The following is a 6,360-nucleotide window of genomic DNA, read 5'->3' as shown; positions in this document are numbered from 1 at the left end:
TCTAGTTGCCTAGAAAAAATATTTATTCAATTATCAAGCCAGAATATTCAACTTCCAACTTTTTGGGTACACGTCAGATGGAATATCCAGCGACGCTCCCTTTTTTTAGAATTTTGCGAACTGTTAAGGAAAATTACTTTACAATTAATGACAAGGCTGGTATATTTAAACATGTTAAAAATATCTGAGGAGGTGTAGGTTGATGTCCGTAAAGATTCGTTTAAAGCGCATGGGTTCAAAGAAGAACCCATTCTACCGGATCGTTGTCGCTGATTCACGTCGCGCTCGTGACGGTCGTTTTATCACTGCTGTTGGTACTTACAATCCGCTGACTACCCCCAAGCAAGTTAAGTTTGATGAAGATGCTATTCTTGACTGGCTTAACAAGGGTGCTCAACCATCAGACACGGTTCGCAACATGCTGCAAGCTGCTGGTGTGATGCAAAAGTTCCACGAAGCTAAGTACGCAAAGAAGTAGTGATAAGCATTCATGACTGAGATTAATCCCGAGGCACTGATTAGAACTTTAGTGACGCCACTTGTTAAACATCGCGAGGCGGTAAAGGTCAGTTTAGATGATAAGGGTCGTTACCGGCACTATTATCTATCGGTTGCGCCGAGTGATGTTGGCCGCCTGATTGGCCGTCAAGGACACGTGGCGGCGTCATTGCGAACTATCGTTGAGGGTAGTCGTGATCGGCACGCAAATACTAAAAAAATTCGGTTTCGGATTAAAGATTATCGTCATTAATTAGTAAGGACCGTAGCAAGCTCGCTTAGCTGCGGTTCTTTTCTTATATATAAGGAGAATTCGAATGCAATATTACGAAGTTGGACGGATCATCAATACCCACGGAATTCGCGGTGAGGTGAAGGTCGCGGTCGTAACTGATTTTGCTGAGGAGCGTTTTGCTCCGGGAGCACAGCTTTTTGTTAAACTGGGTGATGAACAACGGCAGGAACTGACGGTGGAAAATAGTCGACCGCACCAACAATTTTGTCTGGTAAAATTTAAGGGCCTGGACAATATTAATGATGTGCTGGTCTTCCGAAATTGCACCCTCGAGGTGGGTGAAGACCAACTTCAACCACTGCCGAAAGGTCAGTATTATTACCACCAAATTATTGGCTTGACGGTCAAAACCACTGATGGACAAAAAATCGGAACAATTAAGGAGATTATGCCAACAGGCGCTAATGATGTTTGGGTCGTCGGCCGGCCGCACCAAAAGGATCTTTTACTGCCCAATATTCCAGATGTCATTAAGGATGTTGATCTTACAGACGGATTAGTCGAAGTGGAACTAATGGAGGGATTGGAATAGAACATGCGAATTGATGTACTAAGCTTATTTCCGGATATGTTTGGGGCAACAATGGGCGAGTCCATCATTGGCAAGGCCCAGGAGGCTGATTTATTAGATATTAACATCACGGACTTCCGAAAGTACACAACGGACAAGCATAATCATGTTGATGATGCACCGTTTGGTGGCGGCGCGGGGATGCTGCTTGAAGCTCAGCCAATTTTTGATGCCTTCAAGGCCACGCAGGACGCCGCCGCAAAGGCCAATTATCCAAAGGGCCGGGTGATTTTGATGGATCCGGCTGGCAGGCGTTTTGATCAAGGATATGCCCAGGAACTTTCAAAAGAAGAACATTTGACCTTTATCTGTGGACATTATGAAGGTTACGATGAGCGAATTCGTCAGCTGGTTACTGATGAGGCTTCGTTGGGCGATTACGTGCTGACGGGTGGTGAATTGGCTGCGATGGTAATGATCGATGCTACGGTGCGCTTCATTCCTGGTGTTCTTGGCAATCAGGAATCACCACGAGATGATTCATTTAGTGACGGCTTATTGGAGTATCCCCAATATACGCGGCCAGCTGATTTTCGGGGGATGAAAGTCCCACCAGTCTTACTGAGCGGGGATCACGGTAAAGTCCGTTCTTGGCGGATGAAAGAGTCGCTGCGGCGAACCTATTTGCGTCGCCCAGACTTGTTGAACAAAGTCCAGCTGACGACCGAACAAAAACGGATGCTTCAGGACATTAAGATTGATGAGGATCCGGATGCTCCTAAGTAAAGATGAAGTATAAAGTAATTCTACTTGACAAAAGTCTTGCGCAGGACGGAGCCTTATGCTATATTAGTCAATGGCTATTTAGCCGTTAATAACGATATTCCGCTGTTCAGGTGGACATGAATGTCGGCGAAAGGATTAGAGATTATGCGTCAAAATCAATTTATGGAAAAGATCACTGCCAGCCAGCTTCGGGACGATATTCCGGACTTCCGTGCTGGTGATACTGTTCGAGTTCACGCACTGATCGTTGAAGGTAAGCGTGAACGTGTTCAAATGTTCGAAGGTGTCGTTGTTAAGCGCCATGGTTTTGGTATTAGCGCTACTTACACTGTTCGGAAGATCAGTAACGGGGTTGGTGTTGAACGGACTTTCCCGCTTCACTCACCACGTGTTGAAAAGATCGACGTTCTTCGTCATGGTAAGGTTCGTCGCGCCAAGCTCTTCTACCTGCGGAAGCGGACTGGTAAGGCTGCGCGGATTGCTGAAAAGCGTCGCGACGCCCAAGCTAAGGACTAAGTTAATCTTTTTGCCTGCGATGGTTTTACCACCGTGGGCTTTTTATTTTGAGGTGAACGCCAGTGCAAAAAATTTTTAGAGTCATCTCATGGCTGACCTGGGGCCTACTTTCTTTCATCATCACGGCTGCTGTCTTACTGGCCCTTCCTGTTTGGCAGCAAGTTCAGCGGCAGAGCAACTATGCTAGTCGTGATCCGCGTTCTAGCAGTGAAATTGGTGGGTTGACGAGAAAACAGTACCAACAATTAGCCAGGATTAACTTTGTCAGCGGTCACAGTGCTGTCTATCAAGTGAATGGCGGTAAATCGACCCTGAATCCCAAAGCCTGGCGACATGATCAGGTTGTTTATCAGCAGCTTGATTCCCTTGGCCGCACTTCTTCGTCGACGGTAGCGATGCTCAACTGGCATAATCATGCTAATACGGCCCTGCGAATTCAACAGCGGACGGACCCTAGCGGTTGGCATGATAATCGCAACCAAAAAATGATCTATAACCGTGGCCACCTAATTGCTTACTCTCTGACGGGCGGTATCGACCCGCAAACCGGACGGTATAATGGGCGGCAGGCCCGTGGCGATCAGGATAATCCCCGTAATCTGTTTACTGAAACTGATTTTACTAACCAAGCTTTGCAGACAATCTATGAGACCCGGGTCCGTCACGCGATCGAAGACCATCATCAGGTTATCTATCAGGCGACACCGATCTTTCGGGGTAGCGAGCAAATGGCGCGTGGGATTAACCTTCAGGCCTTGTCGACGGATGGGAGTTTGAACTTTAATGTTTACTTACTGAATGTTGAACCGGGTACCGCTTTTAACTACCAAGATGGCACGAGCTGGCCAGATGATCATATGCAGGTTGCGGTTCCCCTGGCTAGTGATAATCAGGATGTCCAGGGCCAGGGGCAGAGTGATGCGATAAAGGTGACCGGCACCTACCGATGGCCAATGGCGAGCCAACAGCGCACTTACTACCGGACTAGTAACCCGACTCAGTTGGGAAAATGAACTAGCGGCGCCTTTTGCCCGGAAATAAGGTATAATAAGTTTTAAGAGTTTTGAATAAAGAAGTGAAGGAGAATAATATGGCTTCAATTAGTGATACTTATTTGCAACTTGCCGATGGTAATAAGATTCCTCAGGAAGGTTTTGGGACCTACAAGGTAACTGATCCAAGTGAAATGGAGACGGCAATTCAGACCGCCTACGACACTGGTTACCGGCTTTTTGATACTGCCCAAATGTACAATAACGAAGAGATGATCGGTAGTGCCTTGCGGAGCTTGAATGTTGCTCGTGACAAGTACTTTGTGACGACGAAGATCGCCGAAAGCAACCAGGGTTTTCAGCCAGCTATCGATTCCTTAAAGGACTCTCTGAAGCGTTTGGGGATGGACTATGTGGACCTGATTTTGGTACACTGGCCAGTTCACAACAAGTTCTTTGATACTTGGCGGGCTTTTGAAGAGCTGAAAAAAGAGGGCTTGACCCGTTCCATCGGGGTCTCCAACTATACGATGGCTCATCTGGAACTGCTGAAGACCCAGGCCAACGAAATGCCGGTTCTGGACCAGATTGAATTGACGCCGCAGATGCAACAAGCTCCGATGCGCCGCTTCGGCCAGGAGAATGGGATTGTGATGCAGGCATGGGCCCCGCTGGCTCGGGGACAAATGATGGACAATCCAGTCCTGAAAGAAATTGCTGCCAACCATGATAAGACAGTGGCTCAGGTTATCCTGCGCTGGCAGCTTCAGGTTGGTAATTCCTTCATTCCAAAGTCTGTTCACGTGGCACGAATCAAACAAAATGCGGATATTTTCGATTTTGAATTGACGGCTGACGAAATGAAAAAGATTGCCACGCTCGACCACTATAAGCGGGTTAGCCAGGAACCGGAATTGGTTTACGAAAATGATAAGCAGTACCCACACCACTTCAAAAACTAATTAAAATAAGATTAGAATAAGCGACACCAAAGAAATGAAAGTTCTGGTGTCGCTTTTCTTTTGCCTATTGACGAGTCTTTACCATTTTGTTAGAATAAACTCATAATTTTTTAATGCAACGTTCATTTCGTTGTTGAACAGAGGGGGATTTATTATATGAGTTTATGGAAAACCATGACCCGCAAAGAAGATCCAAGTGTTTACCAGGACAAAGATAGTCACCTGGTACGCTCACTCCGTGTGCGTGATTTTCTTGGACTGGGTGTTGGGACGATTGTTTCAGCATCAATATTTACGATGCCTGGTGAAGTGGCGGCACTGCACACTGGTCCAGCCGTTGCGATTTCGTATTTACTGGCCGCAATCGTCGCTGGACTGGTGGCCTTTGCCTACGCTGAAATGGCGGCAGCGATGCCCTTTGCCGGGTCGGCATATTCCTGGATCAACGTTATTTTTGGCGAATTCTTTGGATGGATTGCCGGCTGGGCCCTGCTGGCAGAGTACTTTATTGCTTTGGCCTTCGTTGCTTCGGGGCTATCGTCAAACTTCCGGGCACTAATTGCACCACTCGGCTGGAAGTTGCCAGCGTCGCTTTCCAACGCGTTCGGGACGCAGCACGGGGTAATCGACTTAGTAGCCGTTGTCGTCTTGCTCTTTGTTTCCTTCATGATTAGTCGTGGGGTTTCCAATGCAGCTCGGATTGAAAATATCCTGGTGGTCCTAAAGGTTGGGGCAATCCTCCTCTTCATTGTCGTCGGTTTGACGGCGGTTAAAGCGCACAATTATGTTCCTTTTATCCCGCAATACAAGGCTACCGCTAACGGACCTTTCGGTGGTTGGCAAGGGATTTACGCCGGTGTTTCCATGCTGTTCTTGGCATATATTGGCTTCGACTCCATTGCGGCTAACTCTGCTGAAGCGATCAATCCGCAAAAGACGATGCCCCGTGGGATTTTAGGTTCCCTACTGATTGCTGTGGCGCTGTTTGTTGTAACCTCGTTAGTTCTGGTCGGGATGGTACCATACCACAAGTACCTGAACAGTGCTGAACCAGTTGGGCTGGCTCTGCGGACGGCTGGACACCCAATGGTGGCAGTTGTTGTCCAAACAATTGCGGTGGTCGGGATGCTGACCGCCCTCATCGGGATGATGCTCGCTGGCTCGCGGTTGATTTACTCCTTCGGCCGTGATGGGATGCTGCCACGCTTCCTGGGCAAACTTGATAAAGCCGGCCGCCCGAATAACTCCTTATTGGTCCTGACCATTGTGACAGTCATCATCAGTGCCATGTTCCCATTTGCTTTCTTATCACAGTTGGTTTCCGCTGGGACCCTGATTGCCTTTATGTTTGTGTCACTCGGTATCTATGCCCTGCGGAAGCGGGAAGGCAAGGATATCAGCAAACCAGCCTTTAAGATGCCGCTTTATCCGGTTCTGCCAGCACTTGGTTTTTTGGCAGCTCTAATTGTCTTCCTCGGTTTGGATTCAGCGGCTAAACTTTATGCGGGTGCCTGGTTCCTGATTGGGGTGGTAATCTACTTCATTTACGGGATTCGTCACTCAGCGCTTCAAAAAAAAGAGAATAAATAAGTTTTTGGAAGTATAACAAAAGGGATGATTGCGTTATGTAGCGTGATCATCCCTTTTGAAATAGAGGATAGGAAAGTATTTCTCTAAGATTATTTAGTGAGAATTTACAATTCAAGTGCAACATAAATTAAAAAAATGGTGGATTATAGAATGAAGTTAGCCACCCAGTTGGTGGTAAATAAAAAACGCCATTCGGCGTGACATCAGGTA

At 47.3% G+C, this 6,360-nt stretch carries 8 protein-coding genes; all 8 read left to right on the top strand.

Annotated features, from left to right (window positions below; genetic code table 11):
- Positions 1–202 precede the first annotated feature (202 nt).
- The 8 genes from rpsP to QOR82_RS08580 all read left to right on the top strand — a co-directional run bounded on the left by rpsP (position 203) and on the right by QOR82_RS08580 (position 6,150).
- Positions 203–478 (top strand): 30S ribosomal protein S16, encoded by a 276-nt coding sequence (gene rpsP, locus QOR82_RS08615; RefSeq protein WP_283584340.1) that lies wholly within the window; start codon positions 203–205, stop codon positions 476–478.
- Between the two features lie 12 nt (positions 479–490).
- The gene (locus QOR82_RS08610) at positions 491–751 is read left to right on the top strand and encodes a KH domain-containing protein (protein WP_283584339.1); all 261 of its coding nucleotides are present in this window, start codon (positions 491–493) and stop codon (positions 749–751) included.
- A gap of 64 nt (positions 752–815) precedes the next feature.
- Positions 816–1,325, top strand: coding sequence for a ribosome maturation factor RimM (gene rimM, locus QOR82_RS08605; protein WP_283584338.1), 510 nt, complete (start codon positions 816–818; stop codon positions 1,323–1,325).
- A 3-nt stretch (positions 1,326–1,328) separates the two neighbouring features.
- Entirely contained in the window at positions 1,329–2,090 is a 762-nt protein-coding gene (trmD, locus tag QOR82_RS08600; RefSeq protein ID WP_283584337.1) for a tRNA (guanosine(37)-N1)-methyltransferase TrmD, read from the top strand.
- A gap of 144 nt (positions 2,091–2,234) precedes the next feature.
- Positions 2,235–2,606, top strand: a complete 372-nt coding sequence (rplS, locus tag QOR82_RS08595) for a 50S ribosomal protein L19 (protein ID WP_283584341.1) — start codon at positions 2,235–2,237, stop codon at positions 2,604–2,606.
- A 62-nt stretch (positions 2,607–2,668) separates the two neighbouring features.
- Entirely contained in the window at positions 2,669–3,619 is a 951-nt protein-coding gene (locus QOR82_RS08590) for a DNA/RNA non-specific endonuclease (protein WP_283584336.1), read from the top strand.
- Between the two features lie 77 nt (positions 3,620–3,696).
- Positions 3,697–4,560 carry an aldo/keto reductase gene (locus QOR82_RS08585; protein WP_283584335.1) on the top strand — a complete coding sequence of 288 codons (864 nt, stop codon included), beginning with the start codon at positions 3,697–3,699 and terminating at the stop codon, positions 4,558–4,560.
- 156 nt (positions 4,561–4,716) lie between these two features.
- Entirely contained in the window at positions 4,717–6,150 is a 1,434-nt protein-coding gene (locus QOR82_RS08580; RefSeq protein WP_283584334.1) for an APC family permease, read from the top strand.
- Positions 6,151–6,360 lie beyond the last annotated feature (210 nt).

Source organism: Limosilactobacillus difficilis (assembly GCF_947387495.1).
GTDB lineage: Bacteria > Bacillota > Bacilli > Lactobacillales > Lactobacillaceae > Limosilactobacillus > Limosilactobacillus difficilis.
Note: the sequence above shows the minus strand (reverse complement) of the source record. Positions and strands in the feature narration are given on the sequence as shown.